Source organism: Mycolicibacterium novocastrense (genome assembly GCF_001499835.1).
Classification (GTDB): domain Bacteria; phylum Actinomycetota; class Actinomycetes; order Mycobacteriales; family Mycobacteriaceae; genus Mycobacterium; species Mycobacterium novocastrense.
Genome location: NZ_LQIH01000045.1, coordinates 1 through 16,103, shown reverse-complemented (window position 1 = coordinate 16,103; position 16,103 = coordinate 1). Strand labels below are relative to the sequence as shown.

At 68.5% G+C, this 16,103-nt stretch carries 13 protein-coding genes; 10 read left to right on the top strand and 3 right to left on the bottom strand.

All coding sequences use genetic code 11. The features are described 5' to 3' along the window. Positions 1 to 85: 85 nt before the first annotated feature. The 7 genes from carB (at position 86) to metK (ending at position 8,586) form a co-directional block, all read left to right on the top strand. Complete coding sequence (gene carB, locus AU072_RS21860; protein WP_064415717.1) at positions 86 to 3,433, top strand: carbamoyl-phosphate synthase large subunit; 3,348 nt, start codon at positions 86 to 88, stop codon at positions 3,431 to 3,433. Next, a complete protein-coding gene (gene pyrF / locus AU072_RS21855; RefSeq protein ID WP_064415716.1) occupies positions 3,430 to 4,248 on the top strand; it encodes an orotidine-5'-phosphate decarboxylase in 819 nt (272 codons plus the stop codon). Before carB ends, pyrF begins: the two co-directional genes overlap by 4 nt. A 427-nt stretch (positions 4,249 to 4,675) precedes the next feature. After that, positions 4,676 to 4,993, top strand: coding sequence for an integration host factor, actinobacterial type (gene mihF, locus AU072_RS21850; protein ID WP_003889986.1), 318 nt, complete (start codon positions 4,676 to 4,678; stop codon positions 4,991 to 4,993). 9 nt (positions 4,994 to 5,002) lie between these two features. Beyond that, positions 5,003 to 5,578 carry a guanylate kinase gene (gmk, locus tag AU072_RS21845; protein ID WP_064415715.1) on the top strand — a complete coding sequence of 192 codons (576 nt, stop codon included), beginning with the start codon at positions 5,003 to 5,005 and terminating at the stop codon, positions 5,576 to 5,578. A 73-nt stretch (positions 5,579 to 5,651) separates the two neighbouring features. Further along, entirely contained in the window at positions 5,652 to 5,969 is a 318-nt protein-coding gene (gene rpoZ, locus AU072_RS21840) for a DNA-directed RNA polymerase subunit omega (protein ID WP_064350753.1), read from the top strand. Positions 5,970 to 6,000: 31 nt separating this feature from the next. Continuing rightward, the gene (coaBC, locus tag AU072_RS21835) at positions 6,001 to 7,251 is read left to right on the top strand and encodes a bifunctional phosphopantothenoylcysteine decarboxylase/phosphopantothenate--cysteine ligase CoaBC (RefSeq protein ID WP_064415714.1); all 1,251 of its coding nucleotides are present in this window, start codon (positions 6,001 to 6,003) and stop codon (positions 7,249 to 7,251) included. 126 nt (positions 7,252 to 7,377) lie between these two features. Next, positions 7,378 to 8,586 (top strand): methionine adenosyltransferase, encoded by a 1,209-nt coding sequence (gene metK / locus AU072_RS21830; protein ID WP_064415713.1) that lies wholly within the window; start codon positions 7,378 to 7,380, stop codon positions 8,584 to 8,586. 122 nt (positions 8,587 to 8,708) lie between these two features. Here the strand turns inward: metK and AU072_RS21825 are convergent, their stop codons facing one another. Genes AU072_RS21825 through AU072_RS21815 form a run of 3 tightly spaced genes read right to left on the bottom strand, consistent with a single transcriptional unit; the run spans position 8,709 to position 11,597 of the window. Then, complete coding sequence (locus AU072_RS21825) at positions 8,709 to 10,190, bottom strand: flavin-containing monooxygenase (protein WP_064415712.1); 1,482 nt, start codon at positions 10,188 to 10,190, stop codon at positions 8,709 to 8,711. A 28-nt stretch (positions 10,191 to 10,218) separates the two neighbouring features. Next, positions 10,219 to 10,638 carry an ester cyclase gene (locus AU072_RS21820; RefSeq protein WP_064415711.1) on the bottom strand — a complete coding sequence of 140 codons (420 nt, stop codon included), beginning with the start codon at positions 10,636 to 10,638 and terminating at the stop codon, positions 10,219 to 10,221. Continuing rightward, positions 10,635 to 11,597, bottom strand: a complete 963-nt coding sequence (locus tag AU072_RS21815; protein WP_064415710.1) for an alpha/beta hydrolase — start codon at positions 11,595 to 11,597, stop codon at positions 10,635 to 10,637. Before AU072_RS21815 ends, AU072_RS21820 begins: the two co-directional genes overlap by 4 nt. Between AU072_RS21815 and AU072_RS21810 the strand changes: the two genes are divergently transcribed. From AU072_RS21810 to AU072_RS21800, 3 genes are all read left to right on the top strand, one after another. Then, a complete protein-coding gene (locus AU072_RS21810) occupies positions 11,596 to 12,318 on the top strand; it encodes a lysoplasmalogenase (protein WP_064415709.1) in 723 nt (240 codons plus the stop codon). The two genes, AU072_RS21815 and AU072_RS21810, sit on opposite strands and share 2 nt — an antisense overlap. Before the next feature lie 77 nt (positions 12,319 to 12,395). After that, positions 12,396 to 14,342 carry a primosomal protein N' gene (locus tag AU072_RS21805; RefSeq protein WP_174523688.1) on the top strand — a complete coding sequence of 649 codons (1,947 nt, stop codon included), beginning with the start codon at positions 12,396 to 12,398 and terminating at the stop codon, positions 14,340 to 14,342. A gap of 37 nt (positions 14,343 to 14,379) precedes the next feature. After that, positions 14,380 to 16,103: DUF2207 domain-containing protein (locus AU072_RS21800; protein ID WP_133147310.1), on the top strand; the 1,724-nt coding region annotated here is incomplete at its 3' end.

Sequence of the window (16,103 nt, the reverse complement as noted above, 5' to 3'; positions counted from 1 at the left end):
CGCGGTGAGCGACCGCTGTTGTACGGATGGACGCGGAGTGTCGTGTGCAGACACGGTCTTTGGCGGCACAAGGGGGGCGCGGTAAATGCCTAAGCGCAGCGACCTCAACCACGTCCTGGTGATCGGCTCCGGGCCGATCGTGATCGGTCAGGCCGCCGAGTTCGACTACTCCGGCACCCAGGCGTGCCGGGTGCTGCGCGCCGAGGGGTTGCAGGTCAGCCTGATCAACTCGAACCCGGCGACGATCATGACCGACCCCGAATACGCCGACCACACCTATGTGGAGCCGATCACGCCGGAGTTCGTCGAGCGGGTGATCGTGCAGCAGGCCGAGCGCGGCAACAAGATCGACGGTCTGCTGGCCACGCTGGGAGGCCAGACGGCGCTGAACACCGCCGTCGCACTGTCGGAGTCCGGTGCGCTGGCCAGGCACGGGGTGGAGCTGATCGGCGCGGACTTCGAGGCCATCCAGCGCGGCGAGGACCGGCAGCGGTTCAAGGACATCGTCGCCAAGGTCGGCGGCGAATCCGCCCGCTCCCGAGTGTGTTTCACGATGGACGAGGTGCGCGAGACGGTCGAGGACCTCGGCTTGCCGGTGGTGGTGCGTCCCTCCTTCACGATGGGCGGGCTGGGCTCGGGCATGGCGTACTCCGCCGAGGACGTCGAGCGGATGGCCGGCGACGGGCTCGCGGCCTCGCCGAGCGCCAACGTGCTGATCGAGGAGTCGATCTTCGGCTGGAAGGAATACGAACTCGAGTTGATGCGCGACGGCCGCGACAACGTGGTCGTGGTGTGCTCGATCGAGAACTTCGACCCGATGGGTGTGCACACCGGCGACTCGGTCACCGTTGCGCCGGCCATGACGCTCACCGACCGCGAATATCAGACGATGCGCGATCTGGGCATCGCGATCCTGCGCGAGGTCGGCGTCGACACCGGCGGCTGCAACATCCAGTTCGCCGTCAACCCGGCCGACGGGCGCCTGATCGTGATCGAGATGAATCCGCGGGTGTCGCGGTCGAGCGCGTTGGCGTCCAAGGCGACCGGGTTCCCGATCGCCAAGATCGCGGCGAAGCTGGCCATCGGCTACACGCTCGACGAGATCGTCAACGACATCACCAAGGAGACCCCGGCCTGTTTCGAGCCGACGCTCGACTACGTCGTCGTCAAGGCACCGCGGTTCGCGTTCGAGAAGTTCCCCGGGGCCGACGGCACGCTGACCACCACGATGAAATCGGTCGGCGAGGCGATGTCGTTGGGGCGCAACTTCATCGAGGCGCTCGGCAAGGTGATGCGCTCGCTGGAGGCCGGGCGCGCCGGCTTCTGGACCAAGCCCGACCCCGAGGAAGACACCGTCACCGTCGACGAGTTGTTGGCGCGGCTGGGCACTCCCTCGGACGGACGCCTGTACGACCTGGAGCTGGTGCTGCGCAAGGGCGCGACCGTTGAACAGGTGTCGAAGGCCTCCGGGGTCGACCCCTGGTTCGTCGAGCAGATCGCCGGGCTGGTCGCGCTGCGCGCCGAAATCGTGGACGCGCCGGTGCTCGACGCCGACCTGCTGCGGCGCGCCAAGTACCACGGGTTGTCGGACCGCCAGATCGCCGCGCTGCGACCCGAACTCGCCGGTGAGGTCGGCGTGCGGGCGCTGCGCCAGCGGCTGGGCATCCACCCGGTGTTCAAGACCGTCGACACGTGTGCCGCCGAATTCGAGGCCAAGACCCCGTATCACTACAGCAGCTACGAGCTCGACCCCGCCGCCGAGACCGAGGTGGCGCCGCAGACGGAACGGCCCAAGGTGCTGATTCTCGGCTCGGGCCCCAACCGCATCGGGCAGGGCATCGAGTTCGACTACAGCTGTGTGCACGCCGCGACGACGTTGAGTCAGGCCGGCTTCGAGACGGTCATGGTCAACTGCAACCCCGAGACGGTGTCCACCGACTACGACACCGCCGACCGGCTCTACTTCGAGCCACTCACCTTCGAGGACGTGCTCGAGGTGTACTACGCCGAATCCGTCTCCGGCGCAGGCGGTCCCGGTGTGGTCGGCGTCATCGTTCAGCTCGGCGGCCAGACGCCGCTCGGACTGGCCGAACGCCTGCAGAACGCCGGCGTGCCGATCGTCGGGACCAGCCCCAAGGCAATCGATCTGGCCGAGGATCGCGGCGCGTTCGGCGAAGTGTTGACCAACGCGGGCCTTCCCGCACCGCGGTTCGGCCTGGCCACCAGCTTCGAGCAGGCGCGGCGCATCGCCGCCGAGATCGGATATCCCGTGCTGGTGCGGCCGTCCTACGTGCTGGGCGGTCGCGGTATGGAGATCGTCTACGACGATGAGACGCTGCAGGGCTACATCACTCGGGCCACCGAACTCTCGCCCGAGCATCCCGTGCTGGTGGACCGCTTTCTCGAGGACGCCATCGAGATCGACGTCGACGCGCTGTGCGACGGGTCCGAGGTCTACATCGGCGGCATCATGGAACACATCGAGGAAGCCGGGATCCACTCCGGCGACTCCGCGTGTGCCCTGCCGCCGGTGACGTTGGGTCGCAGCGACATCGAGGCCGTGCGACGTGCCACCGAAGCGATAGCCCACGGTATCGGCGTGGTGGGCCTGCTCAACGTGCAGTACGCGCTCAAGGACGACGTGCTCTACGTGCTGGAGGCCAACCCCCGCGCCAGCCGCACCGTGCCGTTCGTCTCCAAGGCCACCGCGGTGCCGCTGGCCAAGGCGTGTGCGCGGATCATGCTCGGCGCGACGATCGCCGAGCTGCGCGAGGAAGGCGTGCTGGCGCGCACGGGGGACGGCGCGGGCACCGCCCGCAACGCTCCCGTCGCGGTCAAGGAAGCCGTCCTGCCGTTCAACCGCTTCCGCAAACACGATGGCACGCAGATAGACTCGCTGCTCGGCCCGGAGATGAAGTCGACGGGCGAGGTGATGGGTATCGACCACGACTTCGGAAGCGCTTTCGCCAAGAGTCAGACCGCCGCCTACGGGTCCCTGCCGCTCGAAGGCACAGTGTTCGTGTCGGTGGCCAACCGCGACAAGCGTTCGCTGGTGTTCCCCGTCAAACGGCTCGCCGATCTCGGGTTCCGGGTCCTGGCCACCGAGGGCACCGCGGAGATGTTGCGGCGCAACGGGATCCCGTGTGAAGAGGTACGCAAGCACTTCCAGGAACCCAGCGCGGACAGACCGGCCTCCTCCGCCGTCGACCTGATCAAGGCGGGTGAGGTGGACATGGTGATCAACACCCCGTACGGCAACTCGGGTCCTCGCGTCGACGGTTACGAGATCCGCTCGGCGGCAGTGGCGAACAGCATTCCGTGTGTGACGACGGTGCAGGGCGCCTCGGCGGCGGTTCAGGGCATCGAGGCCGGGATCCGCGGCGACATCGGCGTGATGTCGCTGCAGGAACTGCACAGCGTGCTGGGGCCGTGACTAGTTTCGGCCTGCGGTTGGCCGATGCGGTGGCCCGGCGTGGACCGCTGTGTCTGGGCATCGATCCGCACCCGGAGTTGATGCGCGCATGGGGACTGGGCGCCGACGCCGATGGGTTGCGCCGGTTCTGCGACGTGTGCGTGACCGCGTTCGCCGATTTCGCCGTCGTCAAACCACAGGTCGCGTTCTTCGAGGCGTACGGCGCCGCCGGGTTCACAGTGCTGGAGCACACCATCGCCGCGCTGCGCGAGGCGGGAGTGCTGGTACTCGCCGACGCCAAACGCGGCGACATCGGCTCCACGATGGCCGCATACGCCGCGGCTTGGGTGGGTGATTCGCCGCTGGCCGCCGACGCGGTGACCGCATCGCCTTACCTGGGCTTCGGCTCGCTGCAACCGCTGATCGAGACGGCGATGGCCAACGACCGCGGAGTGTTCGTCCTCGCGGCCACCTCGAATCCCGAAGGCGCATCCGTGCAGCGCGCCGATGCCGGGGGCCGCACCGTCGCGCAGTCGATCGTCGACGCCGCCGCGGCGGTCAACCGCACCGTGTCCGCGCGACCCGGCCCGGTGGGTGTCGTGGTCGGGGCCACGCTGGCCGAACCGCCCGACGTCAGCGCGCTCGCCGGACCGGTCCTGGTCCCGGGTGTCGGCGCCCAGGGTGGGCGTCCAGAGGCGTTGAGCGGCCTCGGAGGGGCCCAGTCGGGCCAGTTACTGCCCGCGGTGTCCCGCGAGGTGCTGCGCGCGGGTCCCGACGTGGGCGCGGTGCGCTCAGCGGCGGGCAAAATGCGCGATGCGGTCGCCTATCTGGCCTGACGCACCCGCAGACGGTGTAACACGGGCAACGTCAGTCTCAGCTGTCACAGAAGTCACAAACTGGCTGGTCGCGACACGCCCGAAAGCTGATGACCAGCGAAAATTTTCTTTTTTCGCGCCGCCGACTCGCGCAAGTGTGGCGCAGGTCACGCGCTGAGCGCTCGATCAGCGCTCCGCGCGATGCGAATTGCCTTGATATGCAGGCGGTTCCGGCGGCGGAATGCGAGATTTCGCCGCTCCTGGTCGCGAAACGCCGTAGGCGCGGGCTCGGGGCGACCGCCCGACACGCTGGGCTTTTGACGCCGTAACCAGGGGGTGGGGTTCGCTTTCGTCAGCCTGCGTGGGTACGGTCGTCGTCGCTGGCTGTTTGCGGGTTTTCCCGATCAGCCGAGGCATGGAAATTGATGGTGATGAGACGGAGGAACCCGTGGCCCTTCCCCAGTTGACCGACGAACAGCGCGCGGCCGCGTTGGAGAAGGCTGCCGCCGCACGTCGAGCCCGAGCCGAATTGAAGGATCGGCTCAAGCGCGGCGGCACCAACCTCAAGCAGGTGCTCAAGGACGCCGAGACCGACGAGGTCTTGGGCAAGATGAAGGTTTCGGCGCTGCTGGAGGCGTTGCCCAAGGTCGGCAAGGTCAAGGCGCAGGAGATCATGACCGAACTCGAGATCGCCCCGACCCGCCGCTTGCGTGGCCTCGGCGATCGTCAGCGCAAGGCGCTGCTGGAAAAGTTCGACCAGTCCTAGGCGCATAAGTTGAGCGCCGGCCGAGGGGCCGGCCGGGTAGTCGTGCTGTCCGGCCCCTCTGCCGTCGGGAAGTCGACCGTCGTTCGCTGTCTGCGCGAACGCGTTCCCGACCTGCACTTCAGCGTGTCCGTCACCACCAGAGCCCCGCGCCCGGGGGAAGTCGACGGCGTTGATTACTCCTTCGTATCGCCTGACCAATTCGATGACCTGATCGCCGACGGCGCCCTGCTCGAATGGGCGGAGATCCACGGCGGGCTGCACCGCTCCGGTACACCGGCCCGGCCTGTCCGCGAGGCGATCGCCGCGGACAGGCCCGTACTGATCGAGGTGGATCTCGCGGGCGCGCGGGCCGTCAAGACGGCGATGCCCGAGGCCCTCACCGTCTTCCTGGCCCCGCCGAGCTGGGAGGAGCTGAAGAACCGGCTCACCGGACGCGGCACCGAGACACCCGAGGCGATCGAGCGCCGGCTGGCCACCGCCCGGGCCGAACTCGCCGCGCAGGATGACTTCGACACCGTGGTCGTGAACAGTCAATTGGAGTCTGCCTGCGCCGAATTGGTATCCTTGCTGGTGGGCCACCGATAAGTACGCGCCGGAGACGGCGCCGCAGGCCCGACAGCTATCTCGCATTCAGCTAAAACCGCCAGGAGAATTTTTCGTGAGCACCCCGCACGCCGACACGCAGCTGGCCGCTGTGGACGATTTCGACGCGTCCGCCGCCAGTGCCTACGACACGCCGTTGGGCATCACCAACCCGCCCATCGACGAGCTGCTGGATCGCGCGTCGAGCAAGTATGCGCTGGTGATCTATGCCGCCAAGCGCGCCCGCCAGATCAACGACTACTACAACCAGCTCGGCGACGGCATCCTCGAGTACGTCGGCCCGCTGGTCGAGCCCGGCCTGCAGGAGAAGCCGCTGTCGATCGCGCTGCGCGAGATCCACGCGGATCTGCTCGAGCACACCGAAGGCGAGTAGCAACACCGCGAGGCATAGGGGAGCGGCCGCCATGGAGTCCAAGCGGATCATCGTCGGCGTCGCCGGTGGTATCGCCGCCTACAAGGCGGCCACGGTGGTCAGACAGCTCACCGAGGCCGGACACAACGTGCGCGTCGTCCCCACCGAGTCCGCTCTCCGGTTCGTCGGTGCCGCCACCTTCGAGGCGCTCTCGGGTCATTCCGTACACACCGGCGTCTGGGACGATGTCCACGAGGTACCGCACGTCCGCTTCGGCCAGGAGGCCGACCTGGTCGTCGTCGCGCCCGCCACCGCCGATCTCCTGGCGCGTGCCGTCGCGGGCCGCGCGGACGACCTGCTGACCGCGACGCTGTTGACCGCGCGATGTCCGGTGCTGTTCGCCCCGGCCATGCACACCGAGATGTGGTTCCACCCGGCCACGGTGGAGAACGTCGCCACGTTGCGTCGGCGCGGTGCCATCGTCCTCGAACCCGCGTCGGGCCGGTTGACCGGAGCCGACAGCGGCGCGGGCCGCTTGCCCGAGGCCGAGGAGATCAGCACGCTGGCCCAGCTCCTGCTGACGCGGCCGGACGCGCTGCCCTACGACCTGGCCGGCGTCAAGGTGTTGGTCTCCGCGGGCGGGACGCGCGAGCCGATCGATCCCGTGCGGTTCATCGGCAACCGCAGCTCGGGCAAGCAGGGCTATGCGATGGCCCGAGTGATGGCCCAGCGCGGCGCCGACGTCACGCTGATCGCCGGCAACACCGCCGGGTTGATCGACCCGGCCGGCGTCGACGTCGTGCACATCGGCTCGGCCGCCCAGCTCAAGGACGCCGTGTCCAAGCACGCGCCGGACGCGCACGTACTGGTGATGGCGGCCGCGGTCGCCGACTTCCGGCCCACGCAGATGCAGGCCACCAAGATCAAGAAGTCCGCCGATCCGGATGCCGCCGCGCCGGTCATCGAACTGACCCGCACCGAAGACGTGCTGGCGGGCGCCGTGCGGGCTCGTGCCGACGGACAGCTGCCCAATATGCGGGCCATCGTGGGGTTCGCTGCAGAGACCGGCGACGCCAACGGCGATGTGCTCCACCACGCTCGCGCGAAGCTGCAGCGCAAGGGATGCGATTTGCTCGTGGTCAATGCGGTGGGTGAGAATCGGGCGTTCGAAGTGGACAACAACGACGGGTGGCTGCTGGCGGCCGACGGCACGGAGTCCGCACTGGAACACGGTTCGAAAACGCTGATGGCCAGCCGTATCGTGGACGCGATCGTGGCCTTCCTGCACAGCGGCAGCGGGTAGCGCGGATCACGCATCCGGCTGCGTGAAATGCTTGCGCGCAAGGCAAGCACAGGCTTGGGTGCAACAGGGCACACCTATAACTTGATGTACTAACTATCGCGACATGAGAGCGGAAGGATCCACACCGTGAGTCAAGCTCGGCTGTTCACCAGTGAGTCGGTAACCGAGGGCCATCCCGACAAGATCTGCGACGCGATCAGCGACTCGGTGCTCGACGCTTTGCTCGCGGGTGATCCCAAGTCGCGGGTCGCCGTCGAGACCCTGGTCACCACGGGGCAGGTGCATGTCGTCGGTGAGGTGACGACGGCGGCCAAGGAGGCTTTCGCCGACATCGCCACCACGGTGCGCGAACGCATCCTCGAGATCGGCTACGACTCGTCGGAGAAGGGCTTCGACGGTGAGACCTGCGGCGTCAACATCGGCATCGGCCGGCAGTCGCCGGACATTGCCCAGGGCGTCGACACCGCGCACGAGACCCGCGTCGAGGGCGCCGGCGACCCGCTGGACCTGCAGGGCGCGGGCGACCAGGGCCTGATGTTCGGCTATGCGATCAAGGACACGCCCGAGCTGATGCCGCTGCCGATCGCGCTCGCGCACCGGCTGTCACGTCGGCTGACCGAGGTCCGCAAGAGCGGTGTGCTCGACTACCTGCGCCCCGACGGCAAGACCCAGGTCACGGTGCAGTACGACGGCACCACCCCGGTGCGCCTCGACACGGTCGTGCTGTCGACGCAGCACGCGGCGGGTATCGACCTCGAGGGGACGCTGACGCCGGACATCCGCGAGAAGGTCGTCAACACGGTGCTGGCCGACCTGAACCACGACTCGATGGACACCTCCGACTTCCGCCTGCTGGTGAACCCGACGGGCAAGTTCGTGCTCGGCGGCCCCATGGGTGACGCGGGGCTGACGGGCCGCAAGATCATCGTCGACACCTACGGCGGCTGGGCCCGTCACGGCGGCGGTGCGTTCTCGGGCAAGGATCCGTCCAAGGTGGACCGCTCGGCGGCCTACGCGATGCGCTGGGTGGCCAAGAACGTCGTCGCAGCGGGTCTGGCCGAGCGCGTCGAGGTCCAGGTGGCCTACGCGATCGGCAAGGCCGCGCCGGTCGGTCTGTTCGTCGAGACGTTCGGCAGCGAGTCGGTCGATCCGGGCCGCATCGAGAAGGCGATCACCTCGGTGTTCGACCTGCGCCCCGGCGCGATCGTGCGCGACCTCGACCTGCTGCGCCCGATCTATGCGCAGACCGCCGCGTACGGCCACTTCGGCCGCACCGACGTCGAGCTGCCCTGGGAGCAGCTGAACAAGGTCGACGAGCTCAAGGCTTCCGTCTGACGACGATCAAGCGGCGAGGTACGAGCCGCGTTGAGGAGTCAGACACGTGCCGTCGAGACTGCGCTTTTTGATCGATTTCGGGCAAATTCCGTCAGAAACCGTAGTCTCGGCGCCCATCCCACTCAGGGGCTGAACGCGTAATCGCGTAGCGGGAAGCGGCGGCTGCGCCAGTACGCCTCCAGCGTCGTGGTCGGGCGCAGCGGAGCGTCGCCGTTCTTGTCGAAGTAGTAGCTGTTGGCCCGCTGGCAGCTCTCCTGCCAGAAGATCTGGCGATGGCGCTTGCGCATCATCTCGTCGAAGTAGCGGTCGTTGGCTTCCTGCGTCACCTCCACGCGGCGGGCCCCCTTCCGCCGGGCGTGCTTGAGGCAGCGGACGATGTGATGCGTCTGCGTCTCGATGAGCGCGAAGTACGACGATCCGACGTAGCCGTACGGCCCGAACACGGTGAAGAAGTTCGGGAAACCCGGCACACTCACACCCTCGTAGGCCTGCAGCCGGTTCTCCTGCCAGTGCCGGCTCCACGACCGACCGCGTGAACCGGTGACCGGATAGGTCGGCATGTCGTCGGCGTCCATCACCCTGAAACCGGTGGCGAGGATCAGCACGTCCACATCGCGGATCGTCCCGTCGGAGGTCGCCACACCCGAACCGGTGATCTTGTCGATCGGCTCGGTCACCAACTCGACGTTGTCCCGGTTGTACGTCGACAGATACGTGTTGTGGAAGCCGGGCCGTTTACACCCGACGGCGTAGCGCGGCGTGAGCTTGTCGCGGACCTCCGAGTCGTGGACCTCTTTGCGCAGATACGCCTCGCCGACCTTCGACATGTTCTTCGCCATCGGGTTGATGGTGAAGTACTGCGCGGGCAGCGTGAAGGTGAGCTCGACATACGCCTGGCTCAGCAGACGCTGCACCACATGGCCGCCGGGCAGCCGCATCATCCGCCGCGCCGTCGACGACAGCGGCACGTCGAACTTCGGGAAACACCAGATCGGTGTGCGCTGAAAGACGGTGAGCTGCTTAACGATCGGCGCGATCTCGGGGATCACCTGTACCGCTGAGGCGCCGGTGCCGATGACCGCGACGCGCTTGCCCGCGAGGTCCTGCGAGTGGTCCCAACGCGCGGTGTGCATGGTCACGCCGGCGAACGAGTCGACCCCGTCGATATCGGGCAGTTTCGGTGTGATGAGCACCCCGCACGCATTGATCAGGAACCGCGCCGTGACGACGTCGCCGGAGTCGAGTTCGATTCGCCACAGGTTCTCGTCGTCGTCGAAGACCGCGCCGAGCACCTTGGTGTTGAACCGGATCTTGGGCCGCAGGCCGTACTTGTCGACGCAATGCTCGGCGTACGCGCGCAGTTCGTGCCCCGGTGCGTAGGTGCGGGTCCACTCCGGACTCTGCTCGAAGGAGAACTGGTAGGAGAACGACGGAATATCAACGGCGATACCGGGATAGGTGTTCCAGTACCACGTCCCGCCGGGGCCCTCGCCGGCTTCGACGATCAGATAGTCGCCGAGACCGGCTTTGTCGAGGCTGATCCCGGCGCCGATACCGGAGAATCCAGCACCGACGATGATGGTGTCGTGATCGGGCACTGTCATCGGGCCTCCCGTGTCGCTCACATCTCGCTCACGGTACCCCGTCGTTCAGCCGTTGCGACAACTCCCAAGCGCTGCGTTCGACCCAGTTGGTGAGCAGTTTGCCGTCCGCGCCGACCGCCCACACCGCGGTGCCGGTCATCGCGATGTCGCTACCGTCGGGCGCGGTCCCTAGATAGCCGTTGTTCTTGCCGGTCAGCAACCACCGCGATGCGACTCGGCTGCCGTCGGCGTTGGCGAACGACTCGACGACGTCGAGGTGCAAATCGTCGACGCTGCTGAGAAAACCGGTGATCCAGGCCTTGAAGTTCTCGCGGCCGCGGACCGTCTCGCCGCCGGTGACGATGACGAAGTCGTCGACCACGAAACGATCTACCGCCGCCGGGTCGTGGGCATTCCAGACCTCGTCCCAGAACGCGTGCACGATGTCGACGGATCTCGATGTGTTCACACGGGGTGTAACGCGGTGCGCAATGCGTTCAATCCCCGTTCGGTGGCCTCGGTCGCGGCGGGCACCACCCCGGCGTAACCGAGGTAGCCGTGCACGAGGGATTCGGCGTTGTGCAGTTCGACGCGAACACCCGCGGCGGCGAGCAACTCCGCATATCGGCCGCCGTCGTCGCGCAACGGGTCATGCCCCGCGACGGCGATATACGCCGGCGGCAGACCGGTCAGATCCTTCGCGCGCGCGGGCGCCAGCGTCGCAGGCATGTCGGACAGATCCATGTCGCCGACGTACCACCGCGAAAAGCCCCCCACCGCATCGAGATTCAGGATCGGCGCGTCGGCGTTCTCGGCGAACGACGGCAACGAGGTGTCCCACGTCGTCGCCGGATACCACAGCAGCTGGAAGCAAATCTGCGGCCCGCCGGAATCACGCGCCAACTGCGCCACCACCGCGGCCAGATTGCCGCCCGCCGAATCGCCGGCGACCGCGAGCCGGGACGCGTCGACCTCCAGTTCGTCCGCGCTCGCGGCGGCCCACTGCGTCACCGCCCACACATCGTCGACCGCGGCGGGATAGGGGTGCTCGGGTGCCAACCGGTAGTCGACGGAGATCACCACGGCCTCGGCCTCGGCCGCGTGTCGACGCGCCGTGCCGTCGTAGCTGTCGAGGTCGCCGACCGACCAGCCGCCGCCGTGGAAGAACACCACCACGGGGAGCGGCGCATCGGTTTCGGTCGGCGGCCGGTACACCCGGACCGGGATCGGGCCGCCGGGCCCGTCGACCGTGCGGTCCTGGGCGCGCACCTCGGGCAGGATCTCGACCCGCGGCAGCGCGTTGAACCGTTCACGCGCGGCCTGCGCGCCGCCGTCGGTTGTCAACTGGAACGGAACTGCCTGCAGTACCTTCAGCAGAATGGCGTCTATGGGTTCCGGGCTGGCCGGCCCTACCTCGGGGACTGACATGGGGACACCGTACGTTCACCGGCGAACCCGACTTCTGTGGGTGGCCGCCTCCGTCGTCGCCGCCTGCTACGGGGTGTTCCTGATCGCGACCGCGCTGCGGCTGCCCGCCGGTGCCGAGCTCACCGGTCAGTTCGCGCTGCAGCCCGCGGTCAAGGCCGCCGCGGCGGTGCTACTCGCCGGGGCCGCGATGACACATCCGATCGCCCGGGAACGACGCTGGTTGGTGGCCGCGCTGTTGTTCTCGGCGGCGGGCGATTTCCTGTTGGCGCTGCCCTGGTGGGAGCCCTCGTTCGTGCTCGGGTTGTCCGCGTTCCTGGTCGCCCATCTGTGCTTCCTGGGCGCACTGTGGCCGTTGGTCACCCGCTCCGGTCCCAGGCTGACCGCCGCCGCGATCACGGTCGCGGCCTGCCTGGCCCTGCTGGTGTGGTTCTGGCCGCGGCTGATCGCCGAGGGCATGGCCGTTCCGGTGACGCTGTACATCGCGGTGCTCGGGGCGATGGTGTGCGCCGCGCTGATGGCGCGGCTGCCCACGCCGTGGACCGCACTGGGCGCGGTGTGTTTCGCCGTGTCGGACGCGATGATCGGGATCGGCAAGTTCGTGTTGGGTTCGGAGGCTCTGGCGGTGCCGATCTGGTGGGTGTATGCGGCCTCGCTGGTGCTCATCACAGCCGGGTTCTTCTTCGGCCGGACGTCGGTGCCGTCTGCTATCAATCCTGCGTGACGGGGTCTGACAGCCCGGCCCGCCCGGGCGCCACGAGACAGCCTGCCGAGCATGAGCCGGTCGCGCGGGTGCTGCCGATGCTGACCGTCCCGCACCTCGACCGCGAGTTCGACTACCTGGTCGCGGCCGAGCAGTCCGATGACGCGCAACCCGGCGTCCGCGTCCGGGTGCGTTTCCACGGCCGCCTGGTCGACGCGTTCATCCTCGAGAGGCGGTCCGACACCGACCATGTCGGCAAGCTCGGCTGGCTCGATCGGGTGGTCTCGCCCGAGCCGGTGCTGACGCCCGAGATCCGCCGACTCGCCGACGCCGTGGCGGCCCGCTACGCCGGCACCCGCGCCGACGTTCTGCGGCTGGCCATCCCGCCGCGGCACGCCCGGGTCGAGAAACAGGAGCCACCGCAGACCGCGCCGCTCGACCCGCGACCCGTCCCAAGCGATCCCTGGAACGCCTACGGCAGAGGCGAGCAGTTCCTCGCGGCGGTGGCGGGCGGACGGGCCGCCCGCGCGGTATGGCAGGCGTTGCCCGGGGAAGCCTGGCCCGATCGGCTGGCCGAGGCCGCGGCGGCGATGGTGAACGCGGGCCGCGGAGTGCTGGTGATCGTGCCGGATCAGCGCGACATCGACGCGGTGCACGCCGCCGCGCTCGGCCTCCTCGACGAGGCCCTGGTGGTGGCGTTGTCGGCGGGACTCGGTCCCGCGCAACGTTATCGGCGATGGTTGTCGGTGCTCCGCGGCAGCGCTCGGCTCGTCATCGGTACCCGCAGCGCGGTGTTCGCGCCCGTCGCCGACCTCGGTCTAGTGATGGTGTGGGACGACGGCGACGACACGCTCGCCGAACCCCGTGCGCCGTATCCGCATGCGCGGGAGGTGGCGATGTTGCGGGCACATCAGCTGCGCTGCGCCGCACTGATCGGCGGGTTCGCCCGAACCGCGGAGGCTCAGGCGCTGGTGCGCAGCGGGTGGGCGCACGACCTGGTTGCGCTGCGGCCGGTGGTGCGGGCGGCCTCACCGCGCGTCATCGCCCTCGACGACAGCGGATTCGAACAGGAACGCGACCCGGCGGCCCGGTCGGCCCGGCTTCCGTCGATGGCGCTTCAGGCCGCGCGTAAGGCGCTGGAGTCCGGCGCGCCTGTGCTGGTGCAGGTGCCTCGCCGTGGATACGTACCTGCGCTCGCGTGCGCGCGCTGCCGCAGCATCGCCCGGTGCCGAAACTGCACCGGGCCCTTGTCGCTGCCCGACCGCGATGCCGTCGGCGCGGTGTGCCGGTGGTGCGGACGCGCCCACCCGTCGTTGCGCTGCGTGCGGTGCGGTTCGGATGCGGTGCGCGCGGTCGTCGTCGGGGCCCGGCGCACCGCTGAGGAGCTCGGCAGGGCGTTCCCGGGCGCGACGGTCATCACCTCCGGCGGCGACGCGATGGTGGCAGAGGTCCCGCAGCGGCCCGCCGTCGTCGTCGCCACCCCCGGCGCCGAACCAAAGGCCGCGGGCGGCTACGGCGCCGCGCTGCTGCTCGACAGCTGGGCGCTGCTCGGCCGCCAGGACCTGCGGGCGGCCGAGGACACCTTGCGTCGGTGGATGGCCGCGGGCGCGCTGGTCCGCAACCGCGGCGATGGCGGCGTGATCGCCGTGGTGGCCGAGTCCGCGATTCCCACCGTGCAGGCGCTGATCCGTTGGGACCCCGTCGGCCACGCCGACGCGGAGCTGAACGCACGCGCCGAAGTCGGCCTGCCGCCCGCTGTGCACATGGCCGCGGTCGACGGGCCGCCCGAGGCGGTGCACGCCTTGCTCGACACCGCCGATACGCCCGAGGGCACCGAACAACTCGGCCCGGTCGATCTGCCGGTCGGCGCGCGCCGCCCGCCAGGACTGGGCCCCGACACGACCGTGATCCGGATGCTGCTGCGGGTTCCCCGCAACACCGGACTGGCCCTTTCCTCGGCCCTGCGCCGGGCCACCGCCGTGCTCAGCGCTCGTCACGACCAACAGCCGGTTCGCGTCCAAATCGACCCTTTGCACATAGGGTGAACCGGAAACCTGGCGTCGCAGGCAACAGGAGGTCCGCATGCGCCGGCTGTTCGCGTGGTCGATCACGTTGCTGGTGCTGGCATTTGCGGTGCTCTGGCCCGTGGTGTTCAGCGGTGGTGGTTCAGAGGCCGCGCCCGCCGACGACCCCGTCGTCATCACCGACTACGACGTGAACCTCGTCGTCGACGAGGACGGGCGACTCGAGGCCGTGGAGACCATCACGGCCGATTTTCCCACCAGCAGGCATGGCATCTTCCGGTACTGGGACGTGACCAACCCCAACAGTCCTCACGTACGTCAAGTGCCGCAGATCGAGTCGATCCTTCTCGACGGCGACCCAGCACCCTACGAGATGCTGTGGGAAGACGGGGAACGGTTCCGGGTGGCCAAGATCGGCGATCCCGACAGCTACCTGAGCTACGGCGAGCACGTCTATGAGATCCGCTACTCCATCGACGGCGTCCTCGATCCCGGAACCACCGGTGCCGACCGCAGATTCGCCACATCGTCGGGTGAACCCGCCGCAACCGAATCGGTGTTCTTCTGGAACGTGATCGCGCCGGCCTGGAACAACCGGATCCAGCGCGCCGACATCTCGATCCGGCTTCCCGGAGACGTTCCCCGCGTGCAATGTTCGGTCGGGTACGGCGTCGGCGGACCCTGCCTGGACCTGACGACGGCCGGAAACCGGGTGACGTTCTCCGCGCGAAACCTTCCGCCGCGCACACCGGTGACGGTGCGCGCGAGTGTGGACGTCCCGACCCCGCCGCGCACCGAGTTGCCGTGGACCCATGAGTGGGACCGGGTACTGGGACAGTCGCTGGCCGGAGTGCTGTGGGTCGCGGCGCTGACCGTGGCGGCCGGCTTGGCCGGTCTGCTCTGGTACCGCAGCACGGTCGAACCGTCGCCGGGCTTCCCGCTGCAGTACGCGCCGCCGGAGGGGCTCGGTCCGGTGCAGACGGAGTACATCCGGACCGAGGCGGTGCCCAAACAAGCCTTGACCGCGACGCTGTTCTACCTCGCCGAGCGGGGGCTGATCGAACTGCGCCAGGTCAGTGAGCAGCATTGGCGGATCCGCGGCATCGCCGAGCACAGCGCCTGGGTCGACGTGGATCCGGTCAGTGTGACGGTCGGGTCGGTGCTGAAGGTATTGCATCCGGGCGGCGAGTTCGAAGCGAAGAAGACCGTCAAGTCGGGGCAGAAGCTCAACAAAGCCAAGACCGATCTGGCCAAAGCCGTCCAGAACTGGGCCTTCGACAACAAGCTTCTGGTCAAACGGCGCAAGGAACTCTGGCTCCGCACCGCGAACGCGATCGCGTTCGTACTGATGCTGTGCGCCGTCTTCCGCTGGCTCTTCCCGACGACGATGTGGGCGCTGCCGTTCGCGGCGTTCTTCTTGTTGTCGATCGGCTCCTGGGCCGCCGGCGTGGGCACCAGGCGTACCGAGGCCGGCCGCGAACTCTGGTCGCGCGCAGGGGGTTTCCACCGGATGTTGACCACCGACTCGGCCGAAGCGCGGTTCGACTTCGGGGCGCGCAAGGACCTCTATTCGGCCTATGTCCCGTTCGCGGTCGCCGCGGGTGCTGCGGCCTTGTGGGCCAAGAAGTACGAGACGACGATGGGAACGGCTGCGCCACAACCGGATTGGTACAACTCGACCACATACGGCGGTTCGGGCTTCATCGGCGGCTCCGGGCGCACGCGAGCCTCGTCGACGGTGATCTTGGGGGCGATCGTCACTCCCTCCGATGGCTGCGGTAC